Origin of the sequence: Chitinophaga rupis, from assembly GCF_900109685.1 — a bacterium.
Classification (GTDB): Bacteria; Bacteroidota; Bacteroidia; order Chitinophagales; family Chitinophagaceae; genus Chitinophaga; species Chitinophaga rupis.
Window position 1 is genome coordinate 95,300 of the sequence record NZ_FOBB01000004.1, and the last position, 17,047, is coordinate 112,346.

A 17,047-nucleotide genomic window follows, 5' to 3' on the forward strand; every position below is an offset into this window, starting at 1 on the left:
CTAAAATGCTTACTGCAAAAGGGTTGCAGCCAACACCCATTAAAATAAATAACTGGCACTGAGCTTCCGGCTTTACTACAGCCAGCAAAAATGTTCTCATGATGCATACCAATGCGTGTAAAGGTAATATTTGGAACTATTTTATAGCAGCAGAAAGATTGGCCTTTGAGCTATTACGCCTTCCTTAACCGCAAAAAAAGTATCGCGGAAATAAATGTTAGCACTGCGCAAACAACATAAGGCAGACCTTTATGGATGTTATATAAAAAAGCAGCGGTAACGGGCCCTATTACCCTGGTTAATGATTGCAATGATTGATAAGTTCCCTGGGCTTTTCCCTGCTCATTGTCGTTGGCGGTCTTAGAAACCAGGGAGCTCATGGAAGGCTCAAACAATCCTTTGCCGAAAGCGTAGATCAGATAAGCCACATACACCTCCAGGGCAATGTGAAAACGCATGAACGAGGCAAAGACCAGGTACATTGCGCCCGCAATGCTGATACCGGTCACGGATAATTTTCGCTCATCAAAAAAATTATGCAGCTTGCCTACCAGGTACCCCTGCGTAACCAGGTCGCCAATGCCGACCAGCAAAAATATAATGCCCATTTGAGCAGCATTCCACGATAGCTCCTCTTTGAAATAGACGGTAATATTCCCCTGCAGCTGCGCAAATGCTATAAAATGAAATACTGACGCCAGCAGCAGCGACTGCAATCCTGGATTTGACCGGATACCTTTAAACGCTGCCAGTGGATTAGCATCTGCCCAACGGAACCGGGTATACGCTGATTGTAATGATACAGTTTCGGGCAGGGCAAACCAGGCCCAGCCCAGGTTAAACAGGCACATTGCAGCTGCTATGTACATAGGCGCGGACAGCCCCCAGCGGGCAGCAAAGCCGCCTATTGCAGGCCCTATGATAAAGCCTAAACCGATTGCGCCGCCTATCATCCCGTAGCGCTTTGCTCTTTGCTCCTGGGGAGTAATATCTGCCACATAGGCAAAAATAGTACTGATGTTTCCTGCCGTTAATCCGTCGATGATCCTTCCCAGGAACAGCAGCCATAATGTTTTGCCGCAGCCCAGCAATAAATAACCCAGTGCCGATCCTGCCATACTTAACAGCAATACCGGCCGTCTTCCATACCGGTCACTTAATAATCCCAATGCAGGAGCTGCCACAAATTCGCAGAAAGCAAATAATGCAGTTATAACGCCTACATAAGATGCAATGTGCGTATGCGTGTATTGTGCCACAAGGAATGGCAATACAGGTTGTAAAATGCCGATGCCCAACAGGTCAATGAATGTAGCCAAAAGCAATACAGGAAAAGGGTTGGCTGGTTTTATTCTTAGCAATTGCATTACTGAAAAAGGATACTTTATATACTGCAAAGGTAGAACGCCCATAACAGGGCAGTCAACGCAAACGGAAGCGTGATCAACGCAAAAGGAAGTATTATGGATTGTCGTTTTTTTCCAAAGGCCCGGCAGGTCTTTTCCTTAATTTTGTGCAGAACAAACATCTTCAGCATGAAGATCCTGAGCCTGCCATTTATTATTTTTATCCTGATCGCTGTTGCCTGCAGCGGTCCTTTAGTTCAAAAAAAGCAAACTATGGAACAACGACTGAGCATTTTTACAATCGGTGTAAAAGATCTGTCCGCCATGCGTGCATTTTATGAGCAAAAGTTCGGCTGGACACCGGAAGCTGTGAATAAGGATATTGTTTTTTATAAGATCAACGGTAGCCTTATTTCCTTTTTTTCCGCACGGGCATTAATGGAAGATGCAAAAATTGCCTATGAGGAAAACAGCAACCGGCATTATGCTTTAGGGTATATTGTAAACAGTGAAAAAGAAGTAGATGAGCTGTTTGCACAACTGGAAAGCAAAGGGGTCACTATTATAAAACGCCCTGTAAAAACCTTCTTCGGCGCCTATACCGGGTATGTGCAGGATGTGGAAGGTAACCTGTGGGATATTGGCACCAATCCGCTGATACCACTGGACGCTCAGCATAATGTAGTGACCCATAAGGATATCCGGCACCTTGAACAATAGTGACATTTATCACGCATATTATTTGACAAATATCCTCGGAAGCAAGCACCCTGTTACCTGAACTTTGCCGTGATAAAAATAAATATCATGAAACTAAAGAATAAGGTAAGCGTAATTACAGGAGGTAATAGCGGCATCGGATTGGGCATTGCAATGGCTTTTCAAAGCGAAGGCGCCGTTGGGGCAATTGTGGGAAGGAACCAGGAAACATTAGACCGTAGTATTGCAGCATTAGGTGACCATTTCATTGGAATAAATGCCGATGTAACAAAAATGGAAGACCTAGACCGGATCTTCAGGGATACTTCCGGAAAATTCGGAAAGATAGATAGCCTTGTTGTAAATGCAGGAGGTGCCGTTGAAGGCGCGAGAATGGGGTCAGTAGCCGTTATCAGCGAAACGGAATATGATCATTACATGAACCTTAACCTGAAAAGTGTATACTTCACTGTACAAAAGGCATTACCCTACATGAAAGATGGAGGCACTATTGTTTTGATCGGCTCTATAAGCGGGCATAGGGCATTTCCCGGCCAGTCAACTTATGCCGCGGCTAAAGCAGCCGTAATTTCGTTTGCACGCGGATTCTCTCTGGATCTGCTAGACAGGAATATAAGGGTAAATGTACTTTCCCCCGGCACTATTGATACGCCGGTTTTTGATAAATTCGTACCCGCTGGACAGGTTGAGCATGTCAAAAATCTGTGGACGGATCTAATTCCTATTGGAAGGATCGGGCAGCCATCAGATATAGGAAAAGCAGCTGTATTCCTGGCTTCAGACGAATCCTCTTTCGTAGTGGGGACTGAAATTATTGCAGATGGCGGTGTTATAAACATAACAGTCCTGAAATAACTCATAAATACCTAAGCCTTTCAGAAACCCCATTATGTATGAGGTTTCTGAAAGGCTGTACCCAGATATTGTATCGGGCCGGTTATTCCGTTACTTTTGCAATAAAGTAACCGGTAATGTTTGAAAATTTTGCACAATACCTGAGAAAGAATGCCCTCCTTACCGATCATGAAATAGAGCAGTTCCGTGTTAAGGCTATAACAAAAAAGCTTCGTAAAAGGCAATATTTGCTACAGGAAGGTGATATTTGTCACTACAATTCTTTTATTGCAAAGGGTTGCATGCGTTTGTACCGTGTAGGTGATAACGGAGCTGAACACATCTTGAGGTTTGCGGTAGAAAACTGGTGGATAGCTGATTACGAGAGCTACAATTCAGGAGATCCGGCGAAAGGTAACATTGACGCTTTAGAAGACAGTGAGCTAATATTGATCCGCAAGAGCGATCTTGACGAACTTGTAAGAACTATTCCCAACTTTCATAATTTTAAGGAGAAGCTTGATGCGCGGAGTTTTGATGCGAGCCAAAACCGCATCCTGAGCAATATCAGTGATACCGCAGAAAAGCGTTACGAAAACTTCATTAAAAAATATCCTGACTTTTTTAATCGCGTGCCGCTCCACATGATTGCATCCTACTTAGGGCTGACACGGGAAACATTAAGCCGGATCAGAAGCAATTATGCAAAACCGGAAAAGTAGTTAATTATTGGCTATGAGCTAAAACCCATTATTGAACAGCTCGAAAATTGGGGAAAGAAGCATAAAGAGCTGGTCTTTTGCCCTGAACCTATCCCTTACCTCTTAGATTTTTCAGTACAAGCCGCCATATAAACCATTGATTATAAAATATATAATTTTAAAAACCCTTAGATTTTTTACCGGGCGGCGTTATTGCGGCCAATCCCGCTCCATTAGTGATTAACTTAGATCCGGTTCCTTAAAAGGTCATAACCTATATTACCCAATAATGAAAATTCCACCTTTACGTCCATAAATCAGGTTGTTATACCCAAAGCAATCCTACGATTATATGAACGAACCGGCTGTTAATGATAATGGCCTGCCCAATACCCGGCGTTTGAGCACTATGCTGTACAACACCACAATTGACCACGTCATTCAGTTTCTCCATGAATAATATATGTAACTAAACAATTAACCAAAATCAAAAATTTATGAAAAACTCTACAGCCCTGAAACCCAGGCAATGGTTACTGATAATGCTATGCATTACGGCCTTTTTCTCACACTGTGTTAAGGATGAACAAAAACCCGCCCCCTCCCCTGCTGTTCCCGAAACTGAAAACATAAATTCAAATCCTTTGGCAAGAGGTGGTATTGATCCGGGTATTGACGACCAGGTGTACGATGGCTGGCTAAGGGCTTACCTGATCCGCTCAGGTGGTCAAACCTATTTCTGCAATAGCTTAACGGACCGGTCAAGAGCTTTCATGTGGGGCCAGGCTTACATGATCACCGGAGTGGAGGACTTCTACGATAAGTCACAGAGAGCGGATGCCAAACAGCTGATCATTGATCTGCTAAACACCTTTATCGCCAATGAGATCACTCCCGCAGCTACCAAAGACCTTTCATGGGATAGCTGGAACGATGACATTGAATGGGCCATTATCGCGCTGATCCGCGGCTACCAGATCACCGGCAATACGGCATACCGTGATGCAGCGGTCACCAACTGGAATGTAGTGTATAACCGGGGCTGGAATAACGTGTACGACGGCGGGATCTGGGAGAACATGGAAGATGTACCGAACGGCGGCAAAATTGCCCTGAGTAATTATCCCTTCATCATTGCAGGCTGCATGATCTATAATGCAACCGGTAATACGGATGTGCTGAATAAATGCATTGCAACCTATGCCTGGGCACGCAGGCTTTTAAACACCACTACCGGCAGACTTTATGAAGGCTGGGGACCTAATGGCCTGAGTGTTACTTCAGACGACAATATTTATAACAGCGGATTGTTTGTTAATGCAGCCAATGCACTTTATCAGATCACAAGAACAGCCTCCTATCTTGATGATGCAAAATTTGCGGCTGCGCATGTTATAAATACATGGCCTATCCTGAACCAGGACAAACCGGCCAATGGCGATTTTGGCGCGGATCAGTTTGTGCGTGGGTTAAGCCTGATGGCCACCCAGAATAATCTCTGGGGTACCTACCGGGAGTATCTCACCAAACAATGCCTTGCAGCATGGAGCTGGAGGCGCTACGATTACAACGTTTCCTGGAATATATGGTCTGCGGCTACTCCTACAGGCGATGTTCGTGCTATGGAAGCAGAAGGTTCTGTTGTTTTACAGGCTGTAACTCCGTCTGAACCCTATGAGCCGGTTGCCGATGGCACTTACCGGATCGTTAACCGCAATAGCGGCAAAGTGCTGGATTGCAGGGATGGCAATACCGCAAATGGAACCATCGTACAACAATATACCTGGAACAGCACTAACGCCCAGCGCTGGACGATCACCGGTTTAGGCAACGGACAGTACAAAATTATTAATGTAGCCAGCGGAAGAGCGCTTGACCTGAAAGATGTATCTACAGAGGCGATGGCTATCGTTCATATCTGGGATTATGTTGGCTGGAATAACCAAAAGGTGTCTATTACTTCGCCGGAAAACGGGTATTATACGCTCAGCTTCGTTCATTCCGGCAAAGTGCTGGATGTGCTTAGCGGTTCTACTGACGAAAGGGCAAGCGTTATTCAATATGGTTACCACGGAGGCAACAGTGAGCAGTGGCAGCTTATAAGACTATAAATTAGAATCCCTCAAACCACATCTTTGCTATGAAAAAACTATTTCTTTATTTACTGATCCTTTGCCTTGGCACCGTTGATACGTATGCGCAAACCCTCAGAACTTTTTATGTTGATTTTGGACCCAATGATGTTAGCAACGGCAATATCACCACCAGTCCTGATAGAAATGGCAATTACTGGAACAATGTAACCAATATCAATACCACTGCCCCCCAGGTAAACCTGGTAGATAAAGCAAATGCAGCTACCGGGGCGTATATTAAGATCACTTCCGGATTCCTTTCCAATGGTATTCAAAACGGAGGTTTATTATCACCGGATGCTGGTTTACTAGGTGATCTTGCTATTCCCACAGCTACGCAGGATTATTTCCATACCACCGCATCTTCCAGCCTTTCTATAAGGGGGTTGGATAAAACAAAAGGCTATGTTTTCAATTTGTTTGGAAGCCGGAATGATCCTGAGAAACGGGTCACCACGTATTCACTAACCGGCGCTACGTTCTACAACGGAACGTTACAAACCTCCGGAACCAACCTGGGAGGAACAGGTTACAATGGCAATACGAAAACCATTTTAACCTCAGATATAATAATGCCGGATGATAATGGCCATATAAACCTTACCCTAACCAGGACGGAAGGATCGTTCGGCTATCTGGGAGTAATGAAAATAAGCCAGGTTGATCCTGTTGTTTTTGAGCCCAGCTGCCCTTCAAAGGATCTTAGCCGCATAGCCATTATGGGATCTTCAGTTCCGTCAGGAACCGGCGCCACCAACAACCAGGGATATGCCCAGCTCTATGCCCAGCTGCTTACTGCCCGGGCAAACAGGGGTGTGGGTCAGCCATGGAATGTGTCGAATATTTCAGTGCCCGGCAACAACACCATTAGCGTTATAAACCGTTGGGATAATGACTTATTACCCCTCTGCAGCAGATATGTTATTTATGCGCTTTCATTAGGGAATGAGGGTATCACTACAGGCGGACAAGCAATCTTCAACCAGTTCAGAGACAACCTGCAATTGCTTATCAACAAAGCAAGACAACAAGGCATTGAACCCATTATAACCAATTGCTACCCCCGTGAAGATTACACGGCCACGGAATACAATTACATTAAGCAAATGAATTTGCTGATCCATTCCTGGAACGTGGCCAGTGTAAATTTGTTAGGAGCGATTGATAATGGTGCGGGCAGATGGGCCACGGGTTACAAATATGATGATCTGCATCCCAACGATGCCGGGCATCTTGAATTTGAGTATGCCATTGTTCCTTCCCTGTTCGATGCCTTAAAAGCAGGAAAAACCCAGCCCTACCGGGTGGATGGTACCTCGTTAAGCTTAAGCCCGGCCAGTGGTTATAAGATTCAGATCAAGCCGGAGGAGATCCTTCATCCCTTTACCCTTTCTTTTGATATACAAACTTCATCAACCGGGCAGGTAGCAGAGCTGAGCACCGCTGCAGGGCTGAATAAATTAGTGATCAATGCTGCGGGTAAAATGGATTATTCATCGGCCTCCTCAACCGGCATTCCAGGAATTACTGTTCTTAACGACAACCAATGGCATAAGGTAACGCTCACGCATTATTATGCGATGGGTAAAACGTTCCTTTATATCGATAAAGTACTGCAAGGCTCCATAGCTGAAAAAATTGTTACCACCACCTTCGACTTAAACGGATCAAACGCCCCGGCGGCAAACTATAGAACCTTACTCTTCTATCGTTCCGGTATGACTGCCGAAGAAATAAACGCCATGGTGGATGGCAATTTGCTGAAATCGAGCCTCGAAATTTATTCACCGCTGGATGGCGCCAATGTATTTAGCGCAGATCCCCTCATAAACCTGGCGCAGAGTACCAATAAGGTAAGGAAAGTGAATCTTATTGCAGGCACCTATTACCTCCAGAACCGTTTCAGCAGGTTGTATATGGATGTTGATGCCAATATGATCACACAGGATGGCTGCAATATCCAGCAATGGGGCTTTATGGGTACCACCAATCAGCAATTTATGTTTACCCATTTAGGGAATGATGTTTATAAAATTATTTGCGTTGGATCCGGAAAATCGATGGATGTATCCGGGGTCAGTACTGCAGATGGCGCCAATGTACAACAATGGGGTTATGTGGGTGGCGCCAATCAGCAATTTTTAATGGTGCCTGTTGACAACGATTATTATAAAATAATAGCAAAACACAGTGGTAAGCTGGTGGAGGTTTCTGATTTCAGTACTGTTAACGGAGGGAATGTTCAGCAATGGACGGATGTGAATCAAACCAGCGGCCAGTGGAAATTAAGCCGGCTGAGTGCAACCATGCCAGCTACCATTAGCAGCACTACAGGAAAAGACGGTATAGCCGGTATTTCAGTGTATCCTAACCCGGCCATGACCATACTTTATACTGCTGGGATTAAGAACCCCGTGAATATTGAAGTGTATAATAGTTTAGGGCAACTGCAGCTATCATCCTTTGGAACCTCTATTGTAGTTGAGGGGCTGAAGGCCGGTGCGTATTACGTGCGGTTAAGATCAAAGGGAAAATACCAGGTGTTTAAATTTATTAAGCAATAAGGAACTATCAGGAACTACAAAAGGGACAGATCATCATAAATATGATCTGTCCCTTTTGTAGTTCCATTACCTGATACCAGCAAAACATTGTAAATTGACCTTTTAGAGAGCCCGGTGATACCCTCTCCATGAAAGATGTATGGTCACTAAATTGCAAGTAAAAGATAAAAACGAGTCCGGCAAGTCAATTAAGGTTTCTCCGTTCAGGAAAGAAATCAGGAAGACTACCCCCCATAAGCATAATAACTACTTTGAGATCCTTTATCTGTCCCGGGGCAGCGGTTACCACTTTATTGATTCCCGGAAATTTGAGGTGGCCCCTCCCGTTATGTATTTCATCCGGAAGGACCAGGCGCATTACTGGGAATTGGATAGTGAGCCGGACGGGTTTGTTATCATCATCAAAAAGGCGTTCATTGAAGAAAGCCTGGATGGTGAATTAAAATCCCTTTTTGCGCAGATCAGCAGGGAAAGCTGCATCCACACAAAAGATAATGCCACGGCCTGCATGCTTCTTGAGCTGCTTACGGAAACGAATAAGAAAGAAGGAAAATATGCTTTCCACATGACAGAAGGTTTACTGAAAGCGCTGTTGGCCCATGTGCTGGAAGATATAAAGCCTTATACAGGTAATGCGGAGATCACCTCCAACCTGTATCAGTCATTTCTTGCACTGCTGGACGCGGAACAAACGGTAAAAAATAAAGTACACTACTACGCGGAACAACTTAGCACCTCTCCCCAGAACTTAAATGCCGCCTGCCGCAAAGCGGTCAACCAGTCGTCAGAAGATGTACTGTCTGAATTTATTATCAGTGAAGCTAAAAGATTGTTGCTATATACGGATAATACCATTGCGGAAATTTCTTTTCTGCTTGATTTCAACGATCCCTCTCACTTCGTTAAATACTTCAAGCGCAAAACCGGACAAACACCTCTTTCCTTCCGGAAAAACGGCTGATACTTGACAGCCTGGGGAAGATTTTGAGAAACGTGAGCACCAGCTGTTTGGTGAGGAAAGGTCTGAGCTGTTTGTGATTAAGGTGCTATCTTAATTCTATATTAATACCACAATATTTTCAAATATACCATAAAACCGTACGGTTATTTACAATATTGCGCTCACAACCAGGGTGGCAGGCGGAGTTTGATATATCGCACTGATTTTAAATAAACGAATATGTACAGCGTGCTGTTGAGGCTATTATTATGTTTCGTTTGCCTGTTGATGAACATGCAGATGGTGTTTTCACAATCACCAACGGGTAAAACGCTGAAAGAGCTATTGCGGCTGGCGGAAGAAAACTATCCGTTATTAAAATCCAAAGCGTGGGATGTAAAAGCAGCCGAAAAGGCCATCGTTACCAGCAAAAACTCCCTCATTCCCTCATTGGATGCCTCATACCAGGTGAATTATGCCACCTATAACAACATTACCGGCATGGCATATCCACAGTTCCTAGTACCGATCAGTGGTCCCCCCTCCCCGGCTAACAATTACAATGGCGTATTCGGCAGCGCTACCAGCTTATTATTGAACTGGCAACCCGTGACTTTTGGGCAACGAGGCTCGCAGGTGGATTTTTCCAAAGCCGGGGTACAGTATGCAAAGGCGGATGCGGGAAATGAAATATTTCAGCATAAGATCAGGGTGATTAATGCCTACCTCGATATTATTACTGCTATTGAGCTGGAAAAAGTTTACGATGAAAACATTGCCCGCACAGCAGCTACTTTATCAGTAGCCAGGGGGTTGGTGATAAGTGGTATCAAGCCAGGAGTGGATACTGCGTTACTGAAAGCCGAAATGTCCAGGGCAAAGGTAGAGTTATTGAACAGCCGCAAGTATAAAGAACAAACGATCATTACCCTTTCCGGGCTGTTGGCTACGGACAGTTTACCTGCGGTTACCGACACCAGTTATTTTACCAGGTTGCCCGTTGCTTACCTGCCTGCGGATACTGTGACAAACCCGCTGCTTTCGCTGTATAACTCCAACATTGAATTGAGCAAAGCCCGTAAAAAGGTATTGGGAAAAACAATGCTGCCTACCCTGGGCATGTGGGGCACTGCCTACGCGAGAGGTTCCGGGATTGATTACAGCGGTAATGTGAAATCTACTGACGGCCTTGCGTTTCAGCGATACAACTACGGCGTTGGGTTACAGCTAAGCATTCCTATCCTGCAATTTGCAAAGGTAAGATCACAGGTGCAGCAGCAGGATATGCTGATCCAGTCCAATGAAGAAAGATTAAATGAGGTGACCCTGCAGGTCAGGAAACAAAATGAGCTGGCTGACACTACGCTGGGCACTGCCCTTGCTATATCCAAGGAAACGCCATTGTATTACGAGTCTGCCGGTTTCTCCTACAAGGCCATGCAATCCCGCTACCAATCCGGCCTGGCCAACTTTGCAGACCTGGTGCAGGCGCAGTATGCACTGGTCAAAGCGGCAGCTGATAATAAAACGGCCTATATGGCTGTATGGAAAGCATTGTTGTATAAAGCTGCTGTGAACGGGGATCTCAATTTATTCTTAAACCAGGTTAATTAGCACGGTTATGATCCGATTAATAGCAATGGCGTTGCGTAAGCCGCTGGCCGTGGTGGTGGCCTTTATCGGGATTGTCTTTTTTTCATGGCTGAGTATCAGGAACATGAAAATTGACATCTTCCCTAAAATGGGCCTGCCTACTATTTATGTTGCCCAGCCTTATGGTGGCCTTTCTCCGGAGCAGATGGAAGGATTTATTACCTCTTACTATGAATACCATTTTTTGTATGTCACCGGGGTGAAATATGTGGAGTCAAAATCCATTCAGGGTGCTACGATCATCAAAATAGAGTTTAACGAAGGTACCGATATGAGCCAGGCAATGGGTGAAGTGGTGGGTTATGTGAATCGTGCCCGTGCCTTCATGCCTCCGGGTACGGTGCCTCCCTTCATTACCCGTTTTGATGCGGGTAGTGTGCCGGTGGGACAGCTGGTATTTACCTCTGAAACCCGCTCCCTCGGAGAAATACAGGACCTTGCCTTATTCAAGGTGAGACCGATGTTCTCTACTCTTCCAGGTGTGTCTGCGCCGCCTCCTTTTGGAGGCAACCAGAAAACAGTTATTATAAAGGTAGATCCGGAGAAGATCAGGGACTATAACTTGTCGCCCGATGAGGTAGTACAGGCGCTGGCTAAGTCCAACAGCATTACGCCGGCCGGTAATATCCGGGAGGGCGATCAGACACTGATCACTTCTCAAAACGCGGTGGTGGAGAACGTGAAGGAGCTGGAGAATGTACCCCTGAAGCTGGGTGCTGGTCCGGCAGTGTATGTGAGGGATATTGGTAACGTGGAGCTGGGTGCTGATGTAACCACCAGCTACGCGCTCATTAACGGAAAACGGTCGGTGTATATCCCGGTTACCAAACGTGCTGACGCTGCCACCTGGGATGTAGTGCAAAGAGTAAAGGCGGCTTTGCCCGATATGCAGGCAGCAGTACCGGAAGATATTAAGGTGACGTATACATTTGATCAGTCGGGATACGTGATTAATTCATTGAGAAGCTTAACCATAGAAGGTATTCTCGGTGCTTTGCTGACAGGATTAATGGTGCTGCTGTTCCTGCAGGACATACGCGGCGCCCTCATTGTGGTGATCACCATTCCGCTGGCGCTGTTGTCGGCTATTATCTGTTTGAGGATCTTCGGACAGACCCTGAATGTTATGACGCTGGGCGGGCTGGCACTGGCTATCGGTATCCTGGTGGATGAATCGACGGTGACAATTGAAAACATACACCATCACCAGGAGCTGGGGAAATCAAAGGCAAAGGCGATATGGGATGCTTGCCGGGAGATTGCCTTGCCGAAGCTGCTCATCCTGCTCTGCGTGATAGCCGTATTTGTGCCGGCGCTGTTTATGACAGGCATTCCGGGATCTATGTTCCTGCCTTTATCGCTGGCAGTAGGTTTTGCAATGATCGCTTCTTTCATACTTTCTCAAACAGTGGTACCGGTCTTTTCCCACTGGCTGCTTAAAGACCGCATCCCAAACAGGGAGGCCAATGCCACCAAACGCTTCCATCATTTCCGGATGCGTTATGAGGAATGGTTAAATGGTTTTGTAAAAAAGGCGTCCTGGGCTACGCCGGTATATTTTGTGCTGGCGATAGGGTTAACGGTGATAGGATTTTATTACCTGGGTACGGAGATCTTTCCAAAAACAGATGCCGGCCAGGCACAGGTGCGGTTAAGACTACCTGCAGGTACCCGTTTGGAAAGAACGGAAACAGCCACCCAACAACTGCTACATCTGGCAGATAGTATTAGCAATGGTCAGATAGAGATCAGTTCTGCTTTTGTAGGCGTACAACCATCCAGCTACCCCGTAAATCTTATACATCTCTGGACAAGCGGACCACATGAATCGGTGACAAAAATAAAACTGAAGAAAGGCACTGGCATTGCCATCGAAACTTTTAAAGAAGCATTGCGGAGTGCCATGAAAAAGGATATGCCCACAGCAACACTTTCCTTTGAGCCGGGTGATATGGTAGAACAGGTAGTGAATATGGGGACTGCCAACCCGATTGAGATCGCTGTTATGGGAAAAAACCTTTCCCAAAGCAGTAAGATCGCCAATGACCTGAATAAAAAATTACAGGGTATTTCTTACCTGCGTGATGTGCAGATTGCTACACCACTAGAGTATCCGGGTGTTAAGCTGAATATTGACAGGGTAAAAGCCGGTCAGCTGGGATTAACTGTTGATCAGATCACCAGATCCACCGTGGCCGCCACTTCTTCCAGCCGCTTTACGCAGCCGGGCTACTGGCTCGACAAAAACACAGGTACCGCGTACCAGGTGCAGGTGGAATATCCGCAATACCGTGTGAATAGCGCTGATGAGCTGGGGCTGGTGCCGCTGACAGCAGGTACGGGCAGCCCTGTTTACCTGCGGGATGTGACGACTTTTCAAAAGACAACATCGCCCGGTGAGTATGACCGTATTAACCAACAGCGGTACATTACTATCACAGCGAATATTTACAAAAAGGATGTAGGTACCGCTGTGAAGGATGTGAAAAGCGCTATTGCCTCATTAGGTGAGCTTCCACAGGGCGTTAAAATTATGCTACGGGGGCAGGCGGACCTGCTTACGCAGACTATGAGTGAACTGGAAACCGGTTTGTTGATTGCTATTGTGGTGATCTTTTTAATGCTGACAGTGAATTTCCAATCGTTCCGTTTATCATTGGCGGTGTTATCTGTGGTGCCGGCTGTAATTGCCGGTGCGCTGCTCATGCTGCTGATAACAGGACAGTCATTGAACATTCAATCCTACATGGGTGCTATCATGGCGGTAGGCGTAGCAGTGGCCAATGCCATCCTGCTGATCACCAACGGTGAATTATTCCGGAAACAGGCGATACCCGGTTTTGCGGTAACGGGCGCCAGTAACCGTTTACGTCCTATACTCATGACCAGCATGGCCATGATTGCCGGCATGATCCCGATGGCTATTGGCTTTGGTGAAGGAGGCAGTCAAACGGCGCCGCTGGGGATTGCTGTTATCGGAGGGCTGATCTTTTCCACGATCACCACTCTTGTTTTCCTGCCGGCAATTTACACCGGCATCATGGGCAAGCAGGCGTACCATAGTCCCTCATTACACCCGGAGGATAAAGAAAGCAGGTACTATGAAGCAAGCAATGATTAAACTGATCTTCCATAAAAAATATACCATGAGATTTTCTTATTCTATCATAAGGTTAGCATCGCTGGCAGTTTTATTGACAGCCTGCCAACAGAACAAAGGCAATAAAGAAGCGGCAAAGAAAGGGCCTGATTCGGCGGCTGTTTTTTTGCTACGGAAGGATACCGTCAATAAGCAGATCACGTTTCCTGCGGAATTGATCCCATTGGAACGGGCGGAAATTTTCGCAAAGGTAAGTGGGTATGTGGGTACATTGAAAGTAGATATTGGCGATAAGGTAAGCAAGGGCCAGCTGCTGGCAGTGCTGGAGGCTCCGGAGGCTATAGCTAACTATGCACAGGCCAATGCCGATGTACAAACAGCCCGTTCAAGATATCTCGGCAGCCTGGATGCCTATAAACGGATTGTGAATGCTGCAAAGGTAGAAGGTACGGTGGCCGCAGGTGAGCTGGAAAAGGCCAAAAGCCTGATGATGGCAGATAGTGCTGCACTGAATGCAGCCCGGTCAAAAACAAATGCTTTTGCGCAATTAAAAGACTACCTGACTATCCGCGCTCCGTTTAGTGGTATCGTAACGCAAAGAAATGTAGATCCTGGTACATTGGTGAGTGCCGGCACACCCAAGCCGTTGCTGGTAGTAGAGAATATAAGTACGCTTCGTTTGCGCGTTCCCGTTCCTGAATCCTATACGGCTGCCAATACAGGAACACCGGTCATTAACTTTACGGTGGATGCACAACCGGATGTAACATACCAGGCGAAATTGTCCCGTAAGGCGGGCGCCCTGAATCTGGCTAACAGAACTGAAACATGGGAATTTCTTTTTACCAACAGCAACAACCAGCTAAAGTCAGGCATGTTTGCCAATGCTGTATTGAAGCTGGGAAGGAATGCACCTACTTTCCTGGTGCCGTCATCTGCTGTGGCAACTAATCTGGAAAAACGTTTTGTGATCCGCCTGAAGGATGGCAAGGCGGAATGGGTAGACGTTCGTAATGGTATCAACCTGGGAGATAAGATAGAAATATTTGGCGATCTATCTGTAGGAGATACATTACTTACGAGAGCCACTGATGAAATAAAGGCAGGAACAGCGCTTGTATCAAAGTTTCCCAGGACATAATAAAAGATATTATTCTGCCTGCTGCTGTTTCAGCAGCTCATTGCCGACCTGCCTGTTCTTCAGTAACCGGATATAGTTCAGCGCAAGCCGGTTGTTATATTGTTCGTAAGCTTTCTGTGACCATTTGATCGCAAGGTCCAGCTCCCCGTTGATCTCACAGATGATGGCCATATTATAACAGGCCCTGCCGGCCACGGTGCTGTTAGGGTTCGTGGTTTCTTTCTTCCATAGCTCAGCTGCACCGTCCCAGTTGCCGGTTTGCGCTTTACGCCGGGCTGTCCTGAAATTGTCGGTTCCTTTCACATAGTAATCCCTGATCACCCTTGTCTGATATGGGATGATCCGCATGGCATAAGATTGCCCCGCTTGTACGCTCACTTCCTTTACCGCCTCTTTGCGGTTGATCAGTGCGCCAGCGGCTACCGCTGGGTTAATGCCTCTACCGGAGAAAGTAATATCCCTGGCAACGGGAAATTCATCCAGGATATTCCTGCTGGCGGGGTCATAGATCCTCCACCCTGTTTTCACAGTGGTAAGCATACTGGCCTGGTGCTCTATGCCCGGTACATTGCCCAGCGGTGTTTTCAAAGAAACCGGTACAGCGGCATAGCTGATCTTTGAATCGGTGTCAAAAAGCTCCAGTGAGAAAAGGGCATCCACATGATGTTCCTGGCATATTTTGTCTACGGTTTCCCAGGAGAGCGGCGCAGAGAAAAGCCCCGGGGCATTGGTGGTCAGATCCAGCTCGCCCAGCGCTTTTACATCGCTGAAACGGTTGTTCTTCAGCAGTTCGTCGGTAAGCCCGCTCACGCTGCTTTGTGCCCCTTCCCTGTCAAGCTGTACCCCTTCCAGGCTAAATATCTTGTCAACGGCGTCTACCGCCTTATGCTGTGGGGTAATAGTGGTCCTGTTCACAACACCGGGACTTTTAACATAGGCCGGTATGGTCACAGGCGCCGGTTTCAGTACATTAATGTAAACCAGCTCAGTAGATTTGCAGGAAATGCAGGTGACCGCTGCTAAAGCAATGAAAAACAGGTTTTCCATGCATCTTTTTGTAGGCATAGGATAGTAGTTGATATGATGATTGTCCCTCGTTTAACTAGTGCTATCGACCCTAAATTTACATATAAAAAAATTTACATACAACTATTACATTTATATAATACATTTCCTCTTCATCATGGCAATATACTTTCCTTCCATCCTGACTAAATCATCAGTTGTTAGAAAACCTCTTTTATAAGTTTAAGAGCATTTAAAATGCTGGAATGGCTTTTCCAACCATCTATGAGCTATAGCCGTGTTGGTTATTTTTTTCAGGAATTGTATCTATTTAATGGTGGGATTATGGCTGATCTTCCCGACTGTTTTTAAATACACCTCAAAGTTTACTACAAACTGGTGATTCAACTCCTTCAGGAATATGTTTTTTCGCTTATACTGATGTAACAGGTATAAGCCATTGTGATATGCTAATGCCTCCAATAAAGTTTTTCTCCCGATGTCCCTTCCTGCAGGTTTTTGTTTTATAAGTTCAAGCGAAACAGGTGTTTCCTGTTCATTCAGGGTGTTGCAGATGTTTAAGATCTTGACTAAAACTGTAGTGCATAAGAGTGATTATCCCTAAAACAAAAAAGCCCATAAGAATGATCCTTATGAGCAAATTATTTGAGCGGAGGAAGAGGGATTCGAACCCCCGGACCTGTTACAGTCAACAGTTTTCAAGACTGCCGCAATCGACCGCTCTGCCATTCCTCCGGCGCAAAAGTATAAAAGGAATTTAATTTAAAAAATTTATTTTTCTGAAACTGCCTTATCTCCCACCCACAGGGCATTTCAGGGCAAAAAAAACGCCGTACCTGCGTACGGCGTTCCTGATTCCTTGCTGTTGTGTCTTTTTCCTTTTCTAT

General features: G+C 45.9%; 11 protein-coding genes and 1 tRNA gene. 9 read left to right on the forward strand and 3 right to left on the reverse strand.

Features of this window, described 5'->3' with window-relative positions; translation table 11 throughout:
* Window positions 1-173 precede the first annotated feature (173 nt).
* Window positions 174-1,367, reverse strand: coding sequence for an MFS transporter (locus BMZ54_RS17255; RefSeq protein ID WP_202909276.1), 1,194 nt, complete (start codon window positions 1,365-1,367; stop codon window positions 174-176).
* Window positions 1,368-1,619: 252 nt separating this feature from the next.
* On the opposite strand from BMZ54_RS17255, the gene BMZ54_RS17260 reads away from it, so the two are divergent.
* The 9 genes from BMZ54_RS17260 to BMZ54_RS17300 all read left to right on the forward strand — a co-directional run bounded on the left by BMZ54_RS17260 (window position 1,620) and on the right by BMZ54_RS17300 (window position 15,134).
* Window positions 1,620-2,066, forward strand: coding sequence for a VOC family protein (locus BMZ54_RS17260; RefSeq protein WP_202909277.1), 447 nt, complete (start codon window positions 1,620-1,622; stop codon window positions 2,064-2,066).
* An 87-nt stretch (window positions 2,067-2,153) separates the two neighbouring features.
* Window positions 2,154-2,921, forward strand: a complete 768-nt coding sequence (locus BMZ54_RS17265; RefSeq protein ID WP_089914482.1) for an SDR family NAD(P)-dependent oxidoreductase — start codon at window positions 2,154-2,156, stop codon at window positions 2,919-2,921.
* 116 nt (window positions 2,922-3,037) lie between these two features.
* Entirely contained in the window at window positions 3,038-3,622 is a 585-nt protein-coding gene (locus tag BMZ54_RS17270; RefSeq protein ID WP_089914485.1) for a Crp/Fnr family transcriptional regulator, read from the forward strand.
* 476 nt (window positions 3,623-4,098) lie between these two features.
* Window positions 4,099-5,712: an RICIN domain-containing protein gene (locus tag BMZ54_RS17275; RefSeq protein ID WP_089914488.1), complete on the forward strand. Its 1,614-nt coding sequence runs from the start codon at window positions 4,099-4,101 to the stop codon at window positions 5,710-5,712.
* 29 nt (window positions 5,713-5,741) lie between these two features.
* On the forward strand, window positions 5,742-8,300 hold the full coding sequence (locus BMZ54_RS17280; RefSeq protein WP_089914491.1) for an RICIN domain-containing protein: 2,559 nt from the start codon (window positions 5,742-5,744) through the stop codon (window positions 8,298-8,300).
* 139 nt (window positions 8,301-8,439) lie between these two features.
* Entirely contained in the window at window positions 8,440-9,261 is an 822-nt protein-coding gene (locus BMZ54_RS17285; RefSeq protein WP_089914494.1) for an AraC family transcriptional regulator, read from the forward strand.
* Between the two features lie 219 nt (window positions 9,262-9,480).
* On the forward strand, window positions 9,481-10,854 hold the full coding sequence (locus BMZ54_RS17290; RefSeq protein WP_089914496.1) for a TolC family protein: 1,374 nt from the start codon (window positions 9,481-9,483) through the stop codon (window positions 10,852-10,854).
* 7 nt (window positions 10,855-10,861) lie between these two features.
* Window positions 10,862-14,014 carry an efflux RND transporter permease subunit gene (locus BMZ54_RS17295; protein WP_089914499.1) on the forward strand — a complete coding sequence of 1,051 codons (3,153 nt, stop codon included), beginning with the start codon at window positions 10,862-10,864 and terminating at the stop codon, window positions 14,012-14,014.
* A gap of 25 nt (window positions 14,015-14,039) precedes the next feature.
* Complete coding sequence (locus tag BMZ54_RS17300; RefSeq protein ID WP_162277579.1) at window positions 14,040-15,134, forward strand: efflux RND transporter periplasmic adaptor subunit; 1,095 nt, start codon at window positions 14,040-14,042, stop codon at window positions 15,132-15,134.
* 9 nt (window positions 15,135-15,143) lie between these two features.
* Here BMZ54_RS17300 and BMZ54_RS17305 read toward each other — a convergent pair whose 3' ends face one another.
* Together BMZ54_RS17305 and BMZ54_RS17310 are read right to left on the reverse strand one after the other, a co-directional pair.
* On the reverse strand, window positions 15,144-16,199 hold the full coding sequence (locus BMZ54_RS17305) for a DUF6340 family protein (protein WP_238386604.1): 1,056 nt from the start codon (window positions 16,197-16,199) through the stop codon (window positions 15,144-15,146).
* A 611-nt stretch (window positions 16,200-16,810) separates the two neighbouring features.
* Window positions 16,811-16,895 (reverse strand) — tRNA-Ser (locus tag BMZ54_RS17310).
* Between the last annotated feature and the right edge of the window lie 152 nt (window positions 16,896-17,047).

What these genes read in the sequence shown, in the direction of transcription:
- BMZ54_RS17275 (WP_089914488.1), top strand. Translation starts at nt 4,099, where the DNA reads ATGAAAAACTCTACAGCCCTGAAACCCAGGCAATGGTTACTGATAATG.
- BMZ54_RS17280 (WP_089914491.1), top strand. Translation starts at nt 5,742, where the DNA reads ATGAAAAAACTATTTCTTTATTTACTGATCCTTTGCCTTGGCACCGTT.
- BMZ54_RS17260 (WP_202909277.1), top strand. Translation starts at nt 1,620, where the DNA reads ATGGAACAACGACTGAGCATTTTTACAATCGGTGTAAAAGATCTGTCC.
- BMZ54_RS17265 (WP_089914482.1), top strand. Translation starts at nt 2,154, where the DNA reads ATGAAACTAAAGAATAAGGTAAGCGTAATTACAGGAGGTAATAGCGGC.
- BMZ54_RS17305 (WP_238386604.1), bottom strand. Translation starts at nt 16,199, where the DNA reads ATGCCTACAAAAAGATGCATGGAAAACCTGTTTTTCATTGCTTTAGCA.
- BMZ54_RS17295 (WP_089914499.1), top strand. Translation starts at nt 10,862, where the DNA reads ATGATCCGATTAATAGCAATGGCGTTGCGTAAGCCGCTGGCCGTGGTG.
- BMZ54_RS17270 (WP_089914485.1), top strand. Translation starts at nt 3,038, where the DNA reads ATGTTTGAAAATTTTGCACAATACCTGAGAAAGAATGCCCTCCTTACC.
- BMZ54_RS17285 (WP_089914494.1), top strand. Translation starts at nt 8,440, where the DNA reads ATGGTCACTAAATTGCAAGTAAAAGATAAAAACGAGTCCGGCAAGTCA.
- BMZ54_RS17300 (WP_162277579.1), top strand. Translation starts at nt 14,040, where the DNA reads ATGAGATTTTCTTATTCTATCATAAGGTTAGCATCGCTGGCAGTTTTA.
- BMZ54_RS17255 (WP_202909276.1), bottom strand. Translation starts at nt 1,367, where the DNA reads ATGCAATTGCTAAGAATAAAACCAGCCAACCCTTTTCCTGTATTGCTT.
- BMZ54_RS17290 (WP_089914496.1), top strand. Translation starts at nt 9,481, where the DNA reads ATGTACAGCGTGCTGTTGAGGCTATTATTATGTTTCGTTTGCCTGTTG.